The 18,535-nt window shown below is 63.0% G+C and carries 17 protein-coding genes; 14 read left to right on the top strand and 3 right to left on the bottom strand.

Annotation, left to right across the window (positions count from 1 at the left end; all coding sequences use genetic code 11):
* Positions 1-260 precede the first annotated feature (260 nt).
* The 9 genes from X743_RS143040 to X743_RS143075 all read left to right on the top strand — a co-directional run bounded on the left by X743_RS143040 (position 261) and on the right by X743_RS143075 (position 10,496).
* Entirely contained in the window at positions 261-722 is a 462-nt protein-coding gene (locus X743_RS143040) for a MerR family DNA-binding transcriptional regulator (protein WP_023768379.1), read from the top strand.
* Between the two features lie 229 nt (positions 723-951).
* Entirely contained in the window at positions 952-1,455 is a 504-nt protein-coding gene (locus X743_RS1000000172415; RefSeq protein ID WP_023768378.1) for a hypothetical protein, read from the top strand.
* A gap of 101 nt (positions 1,456-1,556) precedes the next feature.
* Entirely contained in the window at positions 1,557-3,347 is a 1,791-nt protein-coding gene (locus X743_RS143045) for an acyl-CoA dehydrogenase (RefSeq protein ID WP_023768377.1), read from the top strand.
* Between the two features lie 307 nt (positions 3,348-3,654).
* Positions 3,655-4,824 carry an acyl-CoA dehydrogenase family protein gene (locus tag X743_RS143050; RefSeq protein WP_023768375.1) on the top strand — a complete coding sequence of 390 codons (1,170 nt, stop codon included), beginning with the start codon at positions 3,655-3,657 and terminating at the stop codon, positions 4,822-4,824.
* 33 nt (positions 4,825-4,857) lie between these two features.
* A complete protein-coding gene (locus X743_RS143055; RefSeq protein ID WP_023768374.1) occupies positions 4,858-6,066 on the top strand; it encodes an acetyl-CoA C-acetyltransferase in 1,209 nt (402 codons plus the stop codon).
* Between the two features lie 14 nt (positions 6,067-6,080).
* Positions 6,081-8,300 (top strand): 3-hydroxyacyl-CoA dehydrogenase NAD-binding domain-containing protein, encoded by a 2,220-nt coding sequence (locus tag X743_RS143060; RefSeq protein WP_023768373.1) that lies wholly within the window; start codon positions 6,081-6,083, stop codon positions 8,298-8,300.
* Positions 8,301-8,308: 8 nt separating this feature from the next.
* Positions 8,309-8,854: a thioesterase family protein gene (locus tag X743_RS143065; RefSeq protein ID WP_023768372.1), complete on the top strand. Its 546-nt coding sequence runs from the start codon at positions 8,309-8,311 to the stop codon at positions 8,852-8,854.
* A gap of 124 nt (positions 8,855-8,978) precedes the next feature.
* Entirely contained in the window at positions 8,979-9,629 is a 651-nt protein-coding gene (locus X743_RS143070) for a helix-turn-helix transcriptional regulator (protein ID WP_023768371.1), read from the top strand.
* 9 nt (positions 9,630-9,638) lie between these two features.
* Entirely contained in the window at positions 9,639-10,496 is an 858-nt protein-coding gene (locus X743_RS143075) for a thermonuclease family protein (RefSeq protein WP_031258476.1), read from the top strand.
* Here the strand turns inward: X743_RS143075 and X743_RS143080 are convergent.
* Positions 10,462-12,108, bottom strand: coding sequence for a lysine--tRNA ligase (locus X743_RS143080; RefSeq protein ID WP_023768369.1), 1,647 nt, complete (start codon positions 12,106-12,108; stop codon positions 10,462-10,464). The genes X743_RS143075 and X743_RS143080 overlap by 35 nt on opposite strands.
* 168 nt (positions 12,109-12,276) lie before the next feature.
* Here X743_RS143080 and X743_RS143085 point away from each other — a divergent pair, with 168 nt between their 5' ends.
* On the top strand, positions 12,277-12,690 hold the full coding sequence (locus X743_RS143085) for a tellurite resistance TerB family protein (RefSeq protein ID WP_023768368.1): 414 nt from the start codon (positions 12,277-12,279) through the stop codon (positions 12,688-12,690).
* Positions 12,691-12,731: 41 nt separating this feature from the next.
* Here the strand turns inward: X743_RS143085 and X743_RS143090 are convergent, their stop codons facing one another.
* Positions 12,732-13,580: a transporter substrate-binding domain-containing protein gene (locus tag X743_RS143090; protein WP_023768367.1), complete on the bottom strand. Its 849-nt coding sequence runs from the start codon at positions 13,578-13,580 to the stop codon at positions 12,732-12,734.
* Between the two features lie 260 nt (positions 13,581-13,840).
* Between X743_RS143090 and X743_RS143095 the strand changes: the two genes are divergently transcribed.
* The 3 genes from X743_RS143095 (at position 13,841) to X743_RS143105 (ending at position 16,082) form a co-directional block, all read left to right on the top strand.
* On the top strand, positions 13,841-14,572 hold the full coding sequence (locus X743_RS143095) for a LuxR family transcriptional regulator (RefSeq protein WP_023768366.1): 732 nt from the start codon (positions 13,841-13,843) through the stop codon (positions 14,570-14,572).
* Between the two features lie 116 nt (positions 14,573-14,688).
* Positions 14,689-15,327, top strand: a complete 639-nt coding sequence (locus X743_RS143100; RefSeq protein ID WP_023768365.1) for an acyl-homoserine-lactone synthase — start codon at positions 14,689-14,691, stop codon at positions 15,325-15,327.
* Positions 15,324-16,082: an enoyl-CoA hydratase-related protein gene (locus X743_RS143105; RefSeq protein ID WP_031258474.1), complete on the top strand. Its 759-nt coding sequence runs from the start codon at positions 15,324-15,326 to the stop codon at positions 16,080-16,082. The genes X743_RS143100 and X743_RS143105 overlap by 4 nt, the downstream gene beginning before the upstream one ends.
* Before the next feature lie 50 nt (positions 16,083-16,132).
* Here X743_RS143105 and ppk2 read toward each other — a convergent pair whose 3' ends face one another.
* The gene (gene ppk2 / locus X743_RS143110) at positions 16,133-17,041 is read right to left on the bottom strand and encodes a polyphosphate kinase 2 (protein ID WP_023768363.1); all 909 of its coding nucleotides are present in this window, start codon (positions 17,039-17,041) and stop codon (positions 16,133-16,135) included.
* Positions 17,042-17,160: 119 nt separating this feature from the next.
* On the opposite strand from ppk2, the gene X743_RS143115 reads away from it, so the two are divergent.
* On the top strand, positions 17,161-18,426 hold the full coding sequence (locus X743_RS143115; protein ID WP_023768362.1) for an ATP-binding protein: 1,266 nt from the start codon (positions 17,161-17,163) through the stop codon (positions 18,424-18,426).
* Positions 18,427-18,535: the final 109 nt, after the last annotated feature.

Here is an 18,535-nt window from a genome sequence, read left to right as displayed (position 1 = left end):
CTCCATTCGCTGGCGATAAAACCGGACAACTCGCGTGCTACCTAATCCGGACAACTCATGTGCTTACGACACGCCCACAGAACGCCCTTGCGTCATGAGGCGGCTATCGGTATAGAATTGACGTAAACGTAAAAGGCGCATTGAGTGTGCTGTTTTGCGATTTGTTTGTCGAAACCACGGCCGGAAGCACGCCCCCGCTTCCAGTCAGGCGACGCATGGTCAAGGACCGCGACGCCACCAGACGGGGAAAGCCAGTGACCATGAAGCTTATTTCGGCCGGCGAGACCGCGGCCAATACCAACAATATACCTGTCGAAGCCGGCGAGGATCTCGTCCGCATCGGCGAGATGGCCAAGAAGTACGGCGTGACGCTGCGCACGCTGCGTTTCTACGAAGACAAGGGCCTGCTCAATCCTCAGCGTGACGGCTCGACCCGCCTCTACACGCGCCGCGACAGGGCCCGGCTGAAGCTGATCCTGCTCGGCCGCAAGGTCGGCTTCTCGCTGCGCGACGTCAAGCAGATGATGGATCTCTACGATCCGACCGGGTCCAACACCAAGCAACTGCGGCTGGCGCTCGACAAGTCTGAAAAGCAGCTTGCCCGCCTGCAGAAGCAGCGGGCGCTGATCGACGACGCCATCAACGAGCTGGGCGGCTCGATGACGGCGGTGCGCCAGATGCTGGCCGAGCGCTCGACGCCGCAGGCGAGCGTCGCGGGCTAAGCCAGCCCCCATCTGCTTTCAACCGAAAAAGCCGCGTGGCCGTTGCCGCGCGGCTTTTTTAGGATGGGCGCAGCGGACCGCCGCGCTAGGATGATGCCTGCGCCTGTGAATGGGTGATCCGAAGGCCGGTCGCGCCTGCAGCTTCAAGAAGCGCAAGCAGGCTCCAGAATGCGTCCGGGGAAGCCGTTCCGAAGTCCACGTTCAGCACTTTGGGCCGAATGGAAGCCGAGTGGATGATATTTCCCAATTCGGCGCCCTCTTGGTGACGCTCGTCATCGGGATCGAACCAGTGCTGGAACCAGATGCCTATCTGGTCGAGCGGAGCAGCCGCGAGCGTGTGATGGATCACGACATCGTTCCATTGCAACTGCTCTATCAGGAATTCGGCGCGCTCAATCCGACCCGATATCGGCTCGAATGTGAGGAAATCCGGCTGAAGCTCGGTGGGATCGACTTTGCCGTCATTCTTGACAAAGTCGACGCAACAAAGCCCCCGAAATATCCCGCTATCCTCACCGATCTGGAACTTTACTTCGGGAGACCCCTGAACGCAGCTCTGCCGCTGCTTTGCTACGAACGCCCGAAACTGATCCAGGTAATGGCTCTGAACGCTGATTATGAATGCGGCGGGGTTCATGCGATGAAATTGCCCTGTCGCGAACAGCCGGGCAAGCGGCCGCTTGCGAAATTTCGGACAAAGCTTGGCAAAAATTTTTGCGGCGCAAACAATTGACGTTTACGCAAACGTCAATAATTGCTATTGCGACTTCGACATTGGCTCGCCTGCCGCGCACGGCTTGGTTTGGGACCAAATCCGCATGGTGGAGGAAAAGCATGCCGATCTACAGGGCTCCGGTCCAGGATACGCTGTTCGTGTTGAACGAGGTGCTGGGTTACCAGCGCTATTCGAACCTTCCCGGATTTGCGGACGCCACGCCCGACGTGCTGGAAGCGATCCTCGCGGAAGGCGCCAAGCTTGCCGAAAACGTCATGCACCCGCTCAACCGTGTCGGCGACATGGAAGGCTGCGTCCGTCACGACGATGGCTCGGTGACGACGCCCAAGGGCTTCAAGGAAGCTTTCGACCAGTACCGCGAAGGCGGCTGGATGGGGCTTGCCGCGCCGGTCGAGTTCGGCGGCCAGGGCCTGCCCTATGCCGTGCACACGGCGGTTGCCGAATACATGGTGTCGGCCAACATGTCGCTGATGATGTATCCGGGCCTGACGCAGGGCGCGATCGCGGCGATCATCACCCACGGCACCGACGAGCAGAAGGCCAAATGGCTGCCCAGGATGGTCGAGGGCGCCTGGACCGGCACCATGAACCTGACCGAGCCGCATTGCGGCACCGATCTCGGCCTGCTGCGCACCAAGGCGGTGCCGAACGGCGATGGCACCTACAAGATCTCGGGCCAGAAGATATTCATCTCGGCCGGCGAGCACGACATGTCGGACAACATCGTCCATCTGGTGCTGGCCCGCATCGAGGGCGCGCCGGAAGGCGTCAAGGGCATCTCGCTGTTCATCGTGCCGAAGCTCAAGCTCGATGCATCAGGCAATCCGGGGGAGCGCAACACCCTCTCCTGCGGTTCGATCGAGGAGAAGATGGGCATCCACGGCAATTCGACCTGCGTCATGAATTACGACAAGGCCGAGGGTACGCTGCTCGGCGAGGCCAATGCCGGTTTGAAGGCCATGTTCACGATGATGAACGAGGCACGGCTCGGTGTCGGCCTGCAGGGGCTGTCGCTGTCCGAGATCGCCTACCAGAACGCCGTCGCCTACGCCAAGGACCGTTTGCAGGGCCGCTCGCTGTCGGGGCCGAAGGCGCCCGACAAGAAGGCCGACCCGATCATCGTCCATCCCGACATTCGCCGCTCGCTGATGACCATGAGGGCCTTCAACGAGGCCGGCCGCGCGCTAGCGCTGTGGACGGCGATCAAATCCGATGTCGCCCACCGCTCGGGCGACGACAAGGATCGCCAGGCGGCTGACGACTACACCGGCCTGATGACACCGGTGGTCAAGGGCGTGCTCACCGACAAGGGGTTCGACCACGCTGTCATGGCGCAGCAGGTGTTCGGCGGCCACGGCTACATCGAGGAGCACGGCATGAGCCAGTTCGTGCGCGATGCCCGTATCGCCATGATCTATGAAGGTGCCAACGGCATCCAGGCGCTCGACCTCGTCGGCCGCAAGCTTGGCCTGAACGGCGGCCGCGCCGTCCAGGCCTTCTTCAAGGAAGTCGGCGAATTCTGCGAGGAAAATCGCGCCGACGAGAAGATGGCACCCTTCACCAAGGGCTTGAAGAAGGGTCTCAACGATCTGCAGGCGGCGACCATGTGGCTGCTGCAGAATGGCATGGCCAAGCCCGACAATGCCGGTGCGGCCTCGACCGACTACATGCATCTCTTCGGCCTCGTGGCGCTCGGCTACATGTGGGCGCAGATGGCCAAGGCAGCACAGGGCAAAACCGGCGCCAACGGTTCCCAGTCCTTCTACGACAACAAGGTGGTGACGGCGCGCTTCTTCATGGAGCGGATCATGCCGGAGACATCGGCACATCTGGCCCGCATTTCCAGTGGTGCGGACACGCTAATGGCGCTGCCTGCGGAAGCGTTCTAGAAATTGCCGGCGTCCCCCTCCCCCTTGAGGGGAGGGTGGCCCGAAGGGCCGGGAGGGGTCCTGCGTGCAGTGCGCCGGCTGGTTGGCGCTTTTGGAGGAGAATGATCGCAGTGCCCCAAACCCGCGTCAGTTTCGAAGATAAGGTCGAGCACGTCATCGGCGACCCCACCCGACCGCTTCGCGGCCACCCTCCCCTCGAGGGGGAGGGGGACGTCGGCGCGGGAGAAACGGCATGANACCCCACCCGACCGCTTCGCGGCCACCCTCCCCTCGAGGGGGAGGGGGACGTCGGCGCGGGAGAAACGGCATGACAAATCCAGCCGAAGTGCTTTCTTTGCCGAAGCCTGCCTGGGCGGCGGACGAGGTCGGCATGCTCTACGACATGGCGGTCCGCTTCATGTCGGAGGAGATCGCGCCGCGTTACGACGAGTTCGAGAAGAACGAGATGGTCGACCGCGAAAGCTGGCTGAAGGCGGGGGCCGCCGGCCTGCTCTGTGCCTCGATGCCGGAAGAGTATGGCGGCTCGGGCGGAACCTTCGCGCATGAAAGCGCCATCATCGAGGCCATCGGCCATGTCGGTGTCGACGGCTTCGGTATCGGCCTGCACAATTCGATCGTCGCCCCCTACATCCTCCACTACGGCTCGGAAGAGCAGAAGAAGAAGTGGCTGCCGAAGCTGGCGACCGGCGAACTGATCGGCGCCATCGCCATGACCGAACCGGGCGCCGGCTCGGACCTGCAAGGCGTCAAGACGCGGGCGCAGAAGGATGGCAACCAATACAAGGTCAACGGTTCCAAGACCTTCATCACCAACGGCCAGCTCGCCAACTTGATCATCGTCGTCACCAAGACCGATCCGGAAAAGGGCGCCAAGGGCACCTCGCTGATCGTCGTCGAAACCGACGAGGTGGAAGGCTTTGAGCGTGGCCGAAACCTCGACAAGATCGGGCTGAAGGCCAACGACACGTCGGAGCTGTTCTTCAACGATGTGCGCGTGCCGACCTCCAACCTGCTTGGCCATGAGGAAGGGCAGGGCTTCATCCAGCTGATGCAGCAGCTGCCGCAGGAGCGGCTGCAGATCGGCACCGGCGCCATCGCCATGATCGAGCGGGCGCTGGCGCTGACCATCGACTACGTCAAGGAGCGCAAGGCGTTCGGCAAGGCGATCATCGACTTCCAGAACACCCAGTTCAAGCTGGCCGAACTCAAGACCGAGGCCACCATCGGCCGCGTCTTCTACAACGATTGCGTCGCCCGCCACATCAATGGCGGCCTCGATCCGGTGACGGCGTCGATGGCCAAATACTGGCTCAGCGACCTGCAGGGAAAAGTCGTCGACGAATGCCTTCAATTGCATGGCGGCTATGGCTACATGAATGAATATCCGATCGCCCGCATGTTCCGCGACGCCCGCGTCCAGCGCATCTACGGCGGCACCAACGAGATCATGAAATTGCTGATCGGCCGCTCGCTCTGAGAGCGACGACCGGCAAACCCAAGGAGCAGAAAAATGGCTGACGCTTATGTCTATGACGCCGTGCGCACGCCGCGCGGCAAGGGCAAGAAGGACGGGTCGCTGCACGAGGTGCCGGCGGTACGGCTCGCCGCCAAGACGCTCGAGGCTTTGCGCGACCGCAATGGGCTGGATACCGGCAATGTCGACGACATCATCTTCGGCTGCGTCGATCCGGTCGGCGAGGCCGGCTCAGTCATTCCGCGCGCCGCCGCCTTCGAGGCCGGCTACGACAACAAGGCACCGGGCATGCAGATCTCGCGCTTCTGCGCCTCCGGTCTCGACGCCATCAATTTCGGCGCCGCCAAGATCGCCCAGGGCGCCGACGAGATCGTCGTCGCCGGCGGTGTCGAATCCATGTCGCGCGTCGGCATGGGCGCCTCCGGCGGCGCCTGGTTCATGGACCCGTCTGTCGGCTTTCCCGGCTGGTTCGTGCCGCAAGGCATCTCGGCCGACCTGATCGCCACCAAATACGGCTTCTCCCGCGACGATGTCGACGCCTATGCGGTCGAGAGCCAGAAGCGCGCCGCCAAATCCTGGGCCGATGGCCGCTTCAAGAACTCCGTCATCCCGATCAAGGATCAGAACGGCCTGACCATTCTCGACCATGACGAGCATATGCGGCCGTCGACCGACATGCAGTCGCTGGCCTCGCTCAATCCGTCCTTCGTCATGCCCGGCGAAATGGGCGGCTTCGATGCGGTCGCGGTGCAGAAGCATCCCGAGGTGGAAGAGGTCAACCACGTCCACCATGCCGGCAATTCGTCCGGCATCGTCGATGGCGCGGCGGCCGTGCTGCTTGGTTCGAAGAGGGCCGGGAAAACCATGGGGCTGAAGCCGCGCGCGCGGATCCGTACCTTCGCCAACATCGGCTCGGAGCCGGTGCTGATGCTGACCGGTCCGGTCGACGTCACCGAGAAGCTGTTGAAGCGCGCCAAGATGAAGCTGTCCGACATCGACCTGTTCGAACTCAACGAGGCTTTTGCCTCGGTGGTGCTGCGCTACATGCAGGCTTTCGACATCTCGCACGACAAGATCAACGTCAATGGCGGCGCCATCGCCATGGGCCATCCGCTCGGCGCCACCGGCGCGATGATCCTCGGCACCGTGCTCGACGAACTCGAGCGCCGCGACCTCAACACCGCGCTGGTGACGCTGTGCATCGGCGCCGGCATGGGCACAGCAACCATCATCGAACGCGTCTGACGGGGAGAGAGAAAATGAGCTACACCAATTTCACCCTCGACATCGACGCCGACGGCATCGCGCTGGTCACCTGGAACAGTCCGGACCGCTCGATGAACGTCTTCACCGAAGAGGTGATGCGCGAGTTGAACGCCATTGTCGATCATGTGGCCGGCGATGCTGCCATCAAGGGCGCGGTGATCACCTCCGGCAAGGACACGTTCTCCGGCGGCGCCGACATCACCTTGCTGCAGAAGATGCTGGCGACTTTCGCCACGGACAAGGGCAAGGATGCCGAAAAGGCGACCAAGGCGCTGTTCGAGAATGCCGGTTATATGACCGGCCTGTTCCGCAAGCTGGAGACCTCAGGCAAGCCGTGGGTTTCGGCGATCAACGGCACCTGCATGGGCGGCGCTTTTGAGCTGTCGCTCGCCTGCCACGGCCGCGTAGCAGCCGACAGCGACAAGGTCAGGATGGCGCTTCCCGAGGTCAAGATCGGCCTCTTCCCGGGCGCCGGCGGCACCCAGCGCGTGCCGCGGCTGACCGATCAGCAGCAGGCGCTGCAGATGCTGACCTCCGGCCAGACGCTGTCGCCGCAGAGGGCCAAGTCCATGGGGCTTATCCACGAGATCGCCGAGCCGGCCAGGCTGGTCGAGACCGCCAAGGCGATGATCAGGAACGGGCTCAAGCCGGTGGCGCCGTGGGACGAGAAGGGCTTCAAGCTGCCTGGCGGCCAGATCTATACACCCGCCGGCTTCAACCTCTGGCCGCCGGCCATCGCCATCCTGCGCCGCGAGACCTATGGCAATTATCCGGCAGCCGCCGCGATCCTGAAATGCGTCTATGAAGGCCTGCTGGTGCCGTTCGACACCGCGCTCAGGATCGAACAGCGCTATTTCACCGAGATCATGCAGACCAAGGAAGCGGCGGCGATGATCCGCTCGCTGTTCGTGTCGCTGCAGGAACTGAACAAGGGCGCACGCCGCCCGGCCGGCGTGCCGGAAACCAAATTCAAGAAGATCGGCATTCTCGGCGCCGGCTTCATGGGCGCCGGCATCGCCTATGTCACCGCCAAGGCCGGCATCCCGGTGGTACTGCTCGACCGCGATATCGAGTCGGCGCAGAAGGGCAAGGCGCATTCCGACAGCCTGGTCTCCGATCAGGTCAAGAAGGGCCGCGCCAAGCCCGAGGAGCGTGACAAGCTTTTGTCGCTGATCACGCCGACGGCCGACTATGCCGACCTTGCCGGCTGCGATCTGGTGGTCGAGGCGGTGTTCGAGGATTCCGCCGTCAAGAAAGCCGCCACCGAACAGGCGGAGGCGGTGCTGAAATCGTCGGCGATCTTCGCGTCCAACACCTCGACCATCCCGATCACCGGTCTGGCCAAGAATTCGGCGCGGCCGAAGAACTTCATCGGCATCCATTTTTTCTCGCCGGTCGACAAGATGATGCTGGTCGAGATCATTTTGGGCAAGAAGACCGGCGACAAGGCGCTGGCGACCGCGATCGACTTCGTGCGCGCCATCAAGAAGACGCCGATCGTCGTCAACGACACGCGCGGCTTCTACGTCAACCGCTGCGTGCTGCGCTACATGTCGGAAGCCTACAAGATGCTGATCGAAGGCGTGCCCGCGCCGATGATCGAGAATGCGGCCAAGGCCGCCGGCATGCCGGTTGGCCCGCTGGCGCTGACCGACGAGACGGCCATCGACCTTGCCCAGAAGATCATGAAGCAGACCATCAGGGATCTCGGCGACAGGGCTGTCGACCCCAAGCAGATGGCGCTGATCAACACCATGGTTGACGACCATGGCCGCTTCGGCCGCAAGAACGGAAAGGGCTTTTACGACTATCCGGCCAAGCCCGCCAAGAAGAAGCTGTGGCCGGGCCTTAAGGATCTCTATCCGCAGCTAGCACCCGAGAAGGTCGACTATGAGGAGCTGCAGCAGCGTCTGCTCGTCACCATCGCGTTGGAGGCGGCGCGGGTGATGGAGGAGGGGATCGTCACCGATCCGCGCGAGGCCGATGTCGGCTCGATCCTGGCCTTCGGCTTCGCGCCCTACACCGGCGGCGCGCTGTCCTATATCGACGGCATCGGCGCCAAGGAATTCGTCAAGATCGCCAAGGGCCTGCAGAAGAAATACGGGGCCGAGTTCAAGGCACCGAAGCTGCTGCTCGACATGGCCGAGAAGGGCGAAACCTTCTACGAACGCTTCGATCCCTACGCCAAGGGCGACGTGCAGCAGGCCGCCTGATGTAAATCATGTACGTCTGGGCGCGTATGGCGCGCATGCTGGCCACGACGCGAAGCCGTGGCCCCTACGTGATGGGCGGCGAAAGCCGGCTGGGCTTTCGCTGCCTGCCGACCGACATCGATTTCAACGTCCATCTCAACAATGCGCGCTACATGATGCTGGCCGATCTCGGCCGCATCGACCTGTTCGTCCGTGCCGGCCTCATCAGGCTGGCGCGGAAGAATGGCTGGGCGCCGATGATGGGCGGACTGCAGGTGGTCTATGCCCGCGAGATCAGGCTGTGGCGCCGTTTCGAGGTGGTGTCCTCGATCGAGACCTGGGAAGGAACCCAGGTCATCGGCAAGCACCGTTTCGTCCTCGACAATGGCGAGACGGCCGCCTTGATCCTGACGACGGCCGGCGTCTACGACCGCAAGGCGCGACGCTTCCTCGACATAGACGAGGTTGTGACCGCACTTGGCCTTGCTGTAAATCCGCGACCGCCAACGCAGGAAGAGCGGATTTTCATGACATCGCACCGGGGTTTGCGCAGTCTTGCCAAGGCGGCGGATTAATCCCCGCAATCGGAGTTTGCCCGGCCGAGGGGAACGCGCGTCACGGCTGCACGCCGGTGGACAAACCGGTATTCGAAGACTAGAAGGAAAAGGCATTTTTTCCTGTTTCGGAGGAGAGCACGACATGCTCTCGCACGACCGTGTCTGGGCTGCCATCGATGCTCTTGCCGAGCGCTATTCGCTTTCGGCCTCGGGTCTCGCAAGGCGCGCAGGGCTCGATTCGACCGCCTTCAACAAGTCGAAACGCCTGTCGTCGGATGGCCGGCCCCGCTGGCCCTCGACTGAATCACTGGCCAAGATCATCGAGGCGACGGGGGCTTCGCTCGACGAATTCACTGGGCTGATCGAAGGCAGGGCCGGGCTTGTCCATGACGCCCAGGCTGGCCGCAGACGGTCGGTGCCTTTGCTCGGTTTCGCCCAGGCCGGCGCCGGCGGCTTCTTCGACGATGCCGGCTTCCCGGCGGGTCAGGGCTGGGATCTGGTCGAACTGCCGGCGCAATCGACCGAGAGCTCCTACGCACTGCAGGTGCAGGGCGATTCCATGTTGCCGCTCTACCGCAATGGCGACGTCCTCATCGTCGAGCCGGGCGCGGTAACCCGCAAGGGCGATCGCGTCGTCGTCAAGACCACTGCCGGCGAGGTGATGGCCAAGGTGCTCGAACGCCAGACCGTCAAGTCGATTTCACTGGTTTCGCTCAATCCCGATCATCCCGACCGCGACATCTCCATGCGCGAGGTCGAGTGGGTGGCGCGGATTGTCTGGGCAAGCCAGTAGGTTCGGCCGATGCGGTTCCCCCATCTTGTCCTTGCGGTTCTGATGGTCCCGGTGATGGCGGCGCTGGTCATCGCCGGCGGGCGCACGCTGAAGGGAAGCGAAAGCGCCGTTACGGTCGATCAGATCGATCCTGGCGCCGATACGATCGCTCAAGCCGGCACCGATGCGGGGTCCGAGGAGCCGGCCACCTCGGCTCTTCCCACGCCCTCGCAACCGCCAAAGCCGCCGTCGCCGCATTCGAGGGCGATCGATCCCGCCCTCGTCGCCCCGCCGGAACTGCCAACCGGTGAACTCGAACGGGTCGAGCCGCGCGAACCGTTGAGCAAACTCGCACTCGCCATGCCGCCCAAGCCGAAGATGCCCGACGACTGGAATGGCACGAAGCTGTTTCAGCCGGTTGCATCGGCCGCCGGCCTGATCGAGGCGAAGGGCTATTCGGTCGCGGTCTCCGGCATCGACGTCGTCGGGCAGGACGAGACCTGCACCACGGATGGCAAATCCTGGCCATGCGGCATCCGCGCCCGCACGGCGTTCCGCGCCTTCCTGCGCGGCCGCGCCGTGGTCTGCACCGTGCCGCCCGAGGGCGGCCGCGACCTGGTCGCGGCGGAATGCCGGATCGGCAAGCAGGATATCGGTCAATGGCTGGTCGAGAACGGCTGGGCGCGCGCCGCCAAAGGCGGACCCTATGTCGATGCCGGCGAAAAGGCCCGCACCGAAAAGAAGGGTATTTTCGGATCGGCGCCGAACCTTGCCGGCATCTCGGCGGTGCCGGTTGCACCCGCCCCGGCGCCTCAGGCGCCGGGCTCGATCCTGGAAGAGGTCGACGGCGCCCTCAAGCCAGCTGTCCCGCCAACGCCTTCTGAATGAGCGCGCGGGTCTCGGCGACGCCGTAGAGCGCTGCGAACGATCCGAAGCGCGGGCCGCGCTCCTGGCCGATGAGCACCTGGTAGATCATCTGGAAGAAGGCACCCGAAACGCCCGGGCCGCCTTCCGGGCTCTGCTTGGAATGATCCTGATAGCGCTCGATCTTGCGCGCCACGTTGAGCGAGGCGTTCTGGATCGCTTCGCCACCGGCGTCCGCCGGCAAGTCGCCAAGCGCCTTGTCGAGGGCCAGCAGCGCTTCGCGCTCGATCTCGTCGGCCGGGCGGAAGGTCTTCGTCGGCTTCACGAAATCGTCGAAATAGCGGATCGCATGGCCGACCAGCTGGTCGAGCTCCGGATGCGTCTTTGGCGTTACGCCCGTCGTGTGGCGGGAAATGAAGCCCCACAGCACGTCCTTGTTCTGCGCATTGGAAGCGCTGACCAGATTGAGCAGCAGCGAGAACGGCACCGGCATGTCGATGGCCGGCGGGTTGCCGTCATGCATGTGCCAGACCGGGTTGCCCAGCCGTTCCTTCCAGTCCTGGCGCGGGTAGGCGCCAAGGAAGGTGTAATACTCGTCCACCGCCCTCGGGATGACGTCGAAATAGAGCTTCTTCGCCTGCCGCGGCCGCTGGTACATGTAGAGCCCGAGGCTCTCGGTCGGCGCATAGGTCAGCCATTGGTCGATGGTCAGCCCGTTGCCCTTCGACTTCGAGATCTTCTGGCCGTTTTCGTCCAGGAACAGCTCGTAGACGAAATGCTCCGGCGCACGCCCACCCAGAATATTGCAGATGCGGTCGTAGACCACCGCATTGGTCTGGTGGTCCTTGCCGAACATTTCGAAATCGACGCCAAGCGCTGCCCAGCGCATGCCGAAGTCGGGCTTCCACTGCAGCTTCACCCGGCCGCCGGTGATCGAAAGCGTCGTCTCCGTGCCCTCGTCGTCGAAAGTGATGGTGCCGGCCTTGGCGTCGACATGCTTCATGGGCACGTAAAGCACGCGCCCGCTCTTCGGGGAAATCGGCAGGAACGGGCTGTAGGTCGCCTGCCGCTCCGGTCCGAGCGTCGGCAGCATCACCGCCATGATCTGGTCGTAGCGCTCGGCGGCGCGCTTGAGCATCGCGTCGAAACGGCCCGACTTGTAGTACTGCGTCGCACTGGCGAATTCGTAGTCGAAGCCGAACGTGTCCAGGAAGCGGCACAGCATCGCATTGTTGTGGTCGGCAAAGCTCGCATAGTCGCCGCCGAACGGATTGGGAACCGAAGACAGCGGCTTGTGCAGATGCGGTTCCAGCGCCGCCCGATCTGGTACGCTGTCGGGTATCTTGCGCATGCCGTCCATGTCGTCGGAAAAGCACAGCAGCTTGGTCGCGACCTTGTCCTGCGTCAGCACACGAAACGCATGCCGCACCATCGAGGTGCGCGCCACTTCGCCGAACGTGCCGATATGCGGCAGGCCGGACGGTCCGTAGCCGGTCTCGAACAGGATGGTTTCGGGAAAGTCGGCGCCCTTGTAGCGTTCGATGATCTTTTTGGCTTCCTCGAACGGCCATGCCTTGCTCTCGGCCGCCGCCGCCAGCAGTTCGGGATTGAGATCGATGATGTTTGATCCCGCCATGGTCCTGTTTTCCAATTATTCGCGGGCCAAATTCGCGATATGGCCGCAAGTGTCGATTTTCAACCGGTCTCTAGGCGCGCGTGGCCGGAGCGTCAACGCGCGCGGCGCTTTTTCCTTGCGGCCCTTGGGGCACGTTCCTACCTTCGAAGCCCGTTCAAGGAGCAAACAATGCCATCGCCGTCCCCGCATGAAGCCCTGATCTACCTGATGGTCATCACCTCGGCCTCCGACCGTGATATGACCGATGTCGAACTGGCCAGGATCGGCGATGTTGTTCGCTCATGGCCGGTGTTCGAGGATTTCAAGCAGGACCGGCTGGTTCCCGTCGCCCAGGCTTGCCAGAAACTGCTGCATGAAAAGGACGGTCTCGAGGGTGTGCTGGCCCAGGTCGGCGAGGCCCTGCCGGAGCGCCTGCGCGACACCGCCTACGCCGCCGCCTTCGAAGTGGCCGCCGTCGATCTCGAAATGCGCTTGGAAGAAGTGCGGGTGCTGCAACTGATCCGGCGTGAGCTCGATCTCGACACACTGACCGTCGCCGCCATCGGCCGCGCCGCCAAGGCGCGGCTGCGCACGCTGACCTGACGGCGTTCCGGTCGGATCAGAAAAAGCTGACCGGAACCGGATCAGAAAAAGCTGACCGGGAAATAGCGCAGGTAGAATTCGGCAAAGGTGCCTTTCACTGAAATTTCCTGCAGCGCGTAATCCAGCGCCGCCGCCAGCGCCGGATCGTCCGCCCGCGTGGCGATGGCCATGCCCGTGCCCAGATATTCGGGAGCCAGATAGGGGCCGCCGGCAAAACGGCAGCAGCCAGCCGCGTCCGAGCCGCCCAGCCAGAAGGCGAAACGCATGCCGTCGCCGAAGGCGGCGTCGATCTTGCCCGCCTTGAGATCGCTGTAGAGGGCTTCGGGTCCGTCGAAGGTGACGACCTGGACCGTGCTGAAATAGTCGCGCAGCATGCGCTCATGTGCCGAGCCTGATATCACGCCGACGCGCTTGCCGCGCAGTTTGTCGAAGATCGGCTCCAGCAATGCCTTGCCCTTCGGCATGATGAAACGTGCCGGGAACTGCAGGTAGGAGCGCGAGAAGGCGTATGTCTGGCGCGACTGCGGCGTCGCGGCGATGCCGGCGATGATGGCTTCGCCCTCGCCCTTCTCGAGCGCCCCTTCGAGCTCAGTCCACGGCAAAGCCTGGATCTGGCATTTGTCGACGATGCCGAGTTCCGCGCAGATGGCGCGCGCCAGGTCGATGTGGAAACCGGACAATTTTCCCGAGCTGTCGAGAAAGTTGAAGGGTGGAAAATCCGTGGTCGTCAGGAATCGCAGCCGCGGCAGCGCGGAAAGGTCCGGCTTGGGCAGCCGCTCCTTGGCGTCCCACAGCACCGGCACCTGCGGTTCCGCCGCGCGCGCGCCAGCCAATGGCAGCACCGCAATCATCATCGACGCCAGGACCAGGAACCGCCATTGGAACGCCACGATAGAACTCCGCCGCACTCGTGTTCGCAGGGGTTTTGGTACGAAAATGGTACAGGCACAATGGTTTTTGATTTCAACGCGCCGATTTCAGGATATGCTTTAGCGTGTTTGCAAACAGCGGTGGCTGCCCTGGTTGGGGGACCAGGGTCGAGAACCACAACCGGAAACGGGCGCGTTGCAATCGGCGGTCGGTGGCAAAGTGCAGACAATGCATGGACCATCGGTCTCAATGCATGAGGCAACATGGGGTTGATGTTGCGATGGGTCAATTTGATCTTACGCTGGAATACATAGACCAACTGCAGCACGCAGGAACGGCGGCGGCGGTCTGTGAGAAACTGTTGGGTATAACATCGGATTTCGGTTTGACCGCGCTGATGGCTGGAACCGTTCCGCAGCCAGGCACGCCGGCCGGGCAGCAAAAGCAGCACGTGCTGCTTTGCGACTGGCCTGTCGAATGGCTGGAGCGCTACGTATCGCGCAACTATGTCGATCACGATCCCGTGGTCAGCCACATGAAGCAGCTGCAGGCACCTTTCCAGTGGCGCGAAGCTGCCCAGGACATTCGCATCGACAAGAGCAGCGGCGAAGTGATGGGCGATGCCGGCGCGTTCAAGCTGCGCGACGGGCTGGCCTTCCCGCTGATCACGCTCGACGGCCAGATCGTCATGGTGTCGCTGGGCGGCGAGGCCGTGGAGCTGTCGGCGGCCGAGTTCGGCCTGGTGTCGCTGGTCTCGACCTATGCGGTTGGCCGCGCCATGCAGCTCCACACCATGTCCGGCAACACCATCGACCATGTCGAGTTGACGCCACGTGAACGCGAATGCCTGCAATGGGCCGCCGTCGGCAAGTCCGAATGGGAGATTTCGCAAATCCTCGGCATCTCCGAACACACGTCGGAGAAACATCTTCTTAACGCCAAAAGCAAACTCGGTGCCGTCAATAGAGTTCAGGCTGTCGCCGAAGCGATAAGACGCGGCTACATTAGTTAGGTCGGCCGTGCCGACCTAGAACTCCCGCCTACGTGATCGAACTCCCGCCTACGTGATCACGCAATTTTCTCATCAAAGCACGGCCGTATCATCCTTTGAACACAGGAGACGGCAGTATGCTTTTTTGTCTTACAACCCAGGAATTGATGCAACGCCCCGACCTTTGGGAGGCGGTCCATCGGCTACGCTATCAGATTTTCGTCGAGGAGATGGGGTGGGAGGATCTGCGCCGCCCGGACGGATTCGAGGTCGACCAGTTCGATCATGACGAGGCGGTGCATCAGATCGTCATCCGAGGCAACGAAGTCGCTGGCTATCAGCGGATGCTCCCGACCACGCGGCCGCATCTGTTGACCGAGGTTTTGACCGACCTTTCCGAAGGCACGCCGCCATCGGGTCCGAACATCTGGGAATTGACCCGCTATGCGGTGGCTCCCGGATTTCGCGATGGCCGTCGTGGCGTCTCGACCGTCGGCACCGAACTGATAGCCGGCTTCGTCGAGTGGGGCCTGAAGCGCGGCGTCGACAAGGTGATCATCGAGTTCGAGCCGATGTGGGTGCTGCGCGCGTTGCAGCTGCATTTCCTGGCGACGCCGCTGGGTTATCAGCGCACCTACGGCAACCAGCAGGTCGTGGCGACGCTGCTCTCCTTCAACGAGCACACGCTGGACGTGGTGCGTTCGCGCCGCAATCACCATGCCCCGGTCCTGGCCCGGGGATATCCCGACATGTTCGGTCAAAGGCGGGCGTCATGAGATCGGAAATCGCCATGCACCCGCAACCTGAACTGCGCAACCATACGCTGGTCGTCACCGTGTCGTCGAATGATGGCCGGCCGGTGCTCGACAGACGAGCCTATGAAAGCCTTGCCAGGACGTTCCACGAAGCCGCCGACAATGAAGAAGTGCGTGTCGTCGTGCTGCGTGGCCTGGCCGGCTGCTTCTGCCTCGGCGGCGATTTTTCCGAGTTCCTCGATGCCAGCAAGCATCAGAAACTGATCGCCGCCGTCACTGACATGTTCCGCACGCTGGCAACGTTTCCCAAACCGATCCTGGCCTGCGTCGACGGCGATGCCGTCGGCGTCGGCTGCACCATCCTGTTCCATTGCGACATGGTGATTGCTTCCGGCAAGAGCACGTTCCGGGTGCCGTTCGTCGATTTCGGCCTTGTGCCGGACGCGGCGACCAGCATCCTGGCGCCGCAGAAGCTCGGCTATGCCGGCGCCTTCCGCTTCTTCTGCCTCGGCGACACGCTCCGTGCCGAGGACGCCAGGGCGCTCGGCCTAGTCGCCGAGATCGTGCACGACGGCGTCGAGGAAGCTACGCTTGGCCGGGCTAGGCAGCTCGCCAAGAAGCCTGTCGCCGCCTTGCTGCAGACGCGTGGCCTGCTCAAGGGCAACACTGGTGCGCTGTGCGACCGCATCGACCAGGAGATATCGCTGTTTCAGCAGGCGCTTCAGGACGATGCCACGCTGCGGCGATTGCAGCGCATCGCCAGGCTGGCGGCCTGAGGATCGCCAAGAATGCCGTGCCGCGTGGACGCCACGCGGTACGGCAGGCATCAGCCTTCCTTGCCGAGGAATGACGGCCCTTCGCCGATAATCTTCTTGTCTTCCTTGCCGACGACATCGAGATCGCGCCCCTCATAGGGCAGCGACAACAGGATGCGCCGCATCACCGCTAGCCGCGCACGGCGCTTGTCGTTGGCCCGCACGATGATCCACGGTGCGAATTCCTTGTGGGTGCGCTCGAACATGGTGTCGCGCGCCTTGGTGTAATCGTCCCATTTGGTAATGCCGGCAATGTCGATCGGCGAGAACTTCCAGCTCTTCAGCGGGCTGTACCGGCGATCGTGAAAGCGCTCGAGCTGCGTTTCCCGGCCGATATTCAGCCAGAATTTGAAGAAGTGGATGTCGTCATTGACGATCATCCGCTCGAAATGCGGCGTGTCGTCGAGAAACTTCTCGTGTTGTTGCGGCGTGCAAAACCCCATCACCGGCTCGACGCCGGCGCGATTGTACCAGGAACGGTCGAAGGTGACGAATTCGCCCGCCGTCGGGAAATGGTCGACATAACGCTGGTAGTACCATTGTCCGAGCTCGGTGGGCGTGGGCTTGGTCAACGCCACGTTGCGCGCCGTGCGTGGATTGAGGTACTGGCGCACCACGAAGATCGTGCCGCCCTTGCCGGCGGCGTCGCGGCCCTCGAACAGTGCCATCACCCGCTTGCCCGTCGCCTGCAACCACGCCTGCGCCTTGACCAGCTCGATCTGCAATTTCTCGAGCGTCTCGTCATACTCGTCGCTTTTCATTTTCTTGTCGTAGGGATAGCCGCCCGCGGTCAGCTTATTGTCCTCGACCCAATCTGGAAGCTCGGGATTCTCGATATCGAACTCCCGCTCCTTGCCGCCGATCCTGATTTTCAGCGGACCCGAAGTCGGCGCGGCGGAGTCTTCCTTGGCTTTTTTCATCGAGACGAACCCTTTTAAGCATCCGGACTCATGCTATTGGGAGCCTCCGGAGCGGTCCAGCGGAAGTTTCCGTCGCCGCACGACCGGTAGGGACGGCATAGGCGCGGGCACGCGGGCGGATGACAGACCTGGACGCAGAGCAGAAAGACATGGCCCGGACCTTGGCCGTCAGGCTGTGGAACAGCCGCTGGCTGCTTGCGGCCGGTGTCGTCGCGGTTCTGATCGCCTTCGCCCTCGCGGGTATTTCCACTTACGTGCTGGTGCCGGCGCTGCTCCTGCTGCTCGCGGCCGCGATGTTGCCGACGGCCGGTGCGCTCCAATCGGTTGAGGGTGCGGCGTCGATCGAAGCGATCGGCCTGCAGCGGCTCTCCGGCGAGTATCTGGCGGCGGCCGTCGCCGACCCGCTCATCATCTTCGACCATGCAGCCACCATCGTCCATGCCAACGCCGCTGCCTTCGCCGCCTTTGGCGGGATTGCGCCGGGCATATCGCTCTCGCTGAAATTCCGGGCGCCGGAAATGCAGGCCCTGCTGGACGGTGTGCTGTCCGGCAACGTCGCTTCGGATGTCGTCGACTACACCGAGAAACTGCCGGTCGAGCGCGCCTACCGGGTCAGCGCGTCCTCTGTCGGACACGGTACCGATCTTTATGTGCTGGTGTTCAAGGACCAGAGCGAAGCGCGGCGGATCGACCGCATGCGCGCCGACTTCATCGCCAATGCCAGCCACGAATTGCGCACTCCGCTGGCCTCGATCTCCGGCTTCATCGAAACGCTGCGCGGACCGGCCCGCAACGATCCGGCGGCGCGCGAGCAATTCCTGCAGATCATGCAGAACCAGACCGGCCGCATGGCGCGCCTGATCGATGATCTCCTGTCGCTGTCGCGACTGGAGATGAAGCCTTATCTGAAGCCGGGAACCGAGGTCGATCTGCGCCAGACCGTCGACAGCGTCATCGATTCCCTGGCCCCGCTGGCCCGTGAAAATAGCGTCGTCATCGAGCGCGATTTCGCCGACGGGCCGCTCGATGTGCCGGGCGACCGCGACGAGCTGTTTCAGGTTTTCGAGAACCTTCTGGAGAACGCCTGCAAATACGGCCAGTCGGGCGGCCGCGTCATCGTGTCGATCGCGCCCGGTGACGACGGTTCCGAACCCGGTGTCGACGTGACGATCAGGGATTTCGGTCCCGGCATTCCCGAGGAGCACATTCCGCGCATCACCGAACGCTTCTACCGTATCGATGTCGAGACCAGCCGGACCCAGAAAGGCACCGGCCTCGGCCTGTCGATCGTCAAGCATATCCTGACGCGTCACAACGCCAGGCTGACGATCAGGTCGGAGGTCGGCAAGGGCGCCGCCTTCTCTGTTCATTTGCCGGCGCACTGATACTGCCCTAGTTTTCCCAGAGGCCGTTTCTTTTTTCTGTCATCCGGTTAGCGTATCAGCGGGGATTCGAAGGAAACGACTCAAGACATCCGTGGGAAGGCATTCGTCC

This window comes from Mesorhizobium sp. LNHC232B00, from assembly GCF_000502435.1.
In the GTDB taxonomy this organism is placed as follows: Bacteria; Pseudomonadota; Alphaproteobacteria; order Rhizobiales; family Rhizobiaceae; genus Mesorhizobium; species Mesorhizobium opportunistum.
The sequence above is the reverse complement of the archived record's forward strand: the minus strand, read 5'-3'. Positions and strand labels throughout refer to the sequence as shown.